Source organism: Parvibaculum sp., assembly GCF_049672805.1.
Classification (GTDB): Bacteria; Pseudomonadota; Alphaproteobacteria; order Parvibaculales; family Parvibaculaceae; genus Parvibaculum.
On record NZ_JBATWS010000474.1, the window covers coordinates 1 to 1,900 of the forward strand.

Consider the following 1,900-nt stretch of genomic DNA (forward strand, 5'->3'; position numbering starts at 1 on the left):
ACGTGCAAGGCTCGTCCGAGGCTATCGTCGGCATGTTGGAGAAGGCTGGTAACGAAGAGGTGGCCGCGCGGATCATCCACTCTGGCGTCGGCGGCATCACCGAGTCGGACATCACGTTGGCGGAGGCATCCGGCGCTGTGGTGATCGGCTTTAATGTGCGCGCCAACAAGGAGGCCCGCGAGGCAGCCGAACGCGCCGGTGTGGAGATCCGTTACTACAACATCATCTACAATCTCGTGGATGATGTGAAGGCGGCGATGTCCGGCCTTCTGGCCCCCACGCTGCGCGAGCATATGCTTGGTAATGCTGAGATTCGCGAGATTTTCAGCGTCTCGAAAATCGGCAAGGTTGCCGGCTGTCTTATCACAGATGGTGTGGTGCAGAAGGGTGCCAACGTGCGCCTTATCCGCGACAACGTCGTCATTCACGAAGGCAAGCTGTCGCAGCTCAAGCGCTTCAAGGATGACGCCAAGGAAGTCGTGGCCGGCCAGGAGTGCGGCATGTCGTTCGAGAGCTATCAGGACATGCGTGTTGGCGACGTCATCGAATGCTACACGGTCGAGGAGATCCGGCGGTCTCTGTAATGTCCGCCTGCGCTCGGACAACCTGCCGCCTACACGATACGCGGTCCCGGCGCCACAGAGCGCCTGGGACCGTGATAACCGGTGCGATAATGCGTCGTGCCGGAGTAGAAAACTGATTGTAAACACTGGAAAGGCCCCGGTCCGACCCCGGGGGATCATAAATCAATGTCACGAAGAAAATTCGATTCGGGCAGCGGCCCGAGCCAACGCGTATTGCGTGTCGGCGAACTCGTACGTCATGCACTGGCGGACATTCTGATGCGGGGCGAAGTGCATGACGATGTACTCGCTTCCCACGTCATCACTGTCCCCGAAGTACGTATGTCGCCGGATCTGCGTCTGGCAACGGCGTACATCATTCCGCTCGGCGGCAAGGATGCAAAACCCGTTCTGGCGGCGCTGGACCGGAACCGCAAGATCATCCGTGCCGAAGTGGCGCATCGCATCAACCTGCGCTACGCGCCGGACATCCGCTTTCGCTTCGACGAATCGTTCGATGAGGCGGGACATATCGATAGCCTGCTGCGCACAACCCGCGTGAACGGGCAGACCCACACAGATGAGGACGATAGCGCAGACGATGACAACGGCGATCATGACCGCTGACAACGATCAGGCGGATATTCCCGCAAAAGATGGGACAATCGGGGCCGAGTCTCCATCGGGGCCGCAGGCCGCACGAGGACAGGCGCGGAAGAACCCGCAGCAGAAGCGGCGCCCCCACGAAAGCCGGTCGCGCAAACAGGACATCAACGGGTGGCTGGTTCTCGACAAGCCCGTCGGGATGACGTCCACCCACGCGGTCGCGGTTGCCAAGCGTCTGTTCAACGCACGCAAGGCCGGCCATGCCGGTACGCTGGACCCGTTGGCTTCAGGCATTCTGCCGATCGCGCTCGGCGAGGCGACCAAAACTGTTCCCTATGTGATGGACGGCCGCAAGGCCTATGCCTTCACCGTAAGCTGGGGCGCGGAAACGAATACGGATGATACCGAAGGGCAGGTCACGGCGCGAACGGACAAACATCCTTCGCGCGCGGACGTTGAGGCGGCTCTCCCGCACTTCACCGGCGACCTGATGCAGGTACCCCCGCGTTTCTCCGCCATCAAAATTGATGGTGAGCGCGCCTATGATCTGGCTCGTGAGGGCGAGGAAGTGGAATTGGCGGCGCGGCCTGTCATTATCCACCGTCTGACGCTCATCGAACACACGGGTGCCACCAGCCTGCTTGAGGCTGAATGCGGCAAGGGGACTTACGTGCGCGCCATCGCCCGCGATCTGGGACGAGCACTTGGTTGTCTCGGCCACGTGTCGGCAC

Annotated in this window: 3 protein-coding genes; all 3 read left to right on the top strand. The window is 61.2% G+C overall.

Annotation, left to right across the window (positions count from 1 at the left end; translation table 11 throughout):
• Positions 1–584 (top strand): translation initiation factor IF-2 (locus WBF74_RS14615; protein ID WP_424441217.1); only part of this gene is annotated, 584 nt, incomplete at its 5' end.
• 165 nt (positions 585–749) lie between these two features.
• Entirely contained in the window at positions 750–1,190 is a 441-nt protein-coding gene (gene rbfA, locus WBF74_RS14620; RefSeq protein WP_424441219.1) for a 30S ribosome-binding factor RbfA, read from the top strand.
• Positions 1,165–1,900: tRNA pseudouridine(55) synthase TruB (truB, locus tag WBF74_RS14625; RefSeq protein ID WP_424441221.1), on the top strand; the 736-nt coding region annotated here is incomplete at its 3' end. The genes rbfA and truB, both read left to right, overlap by 26 nt.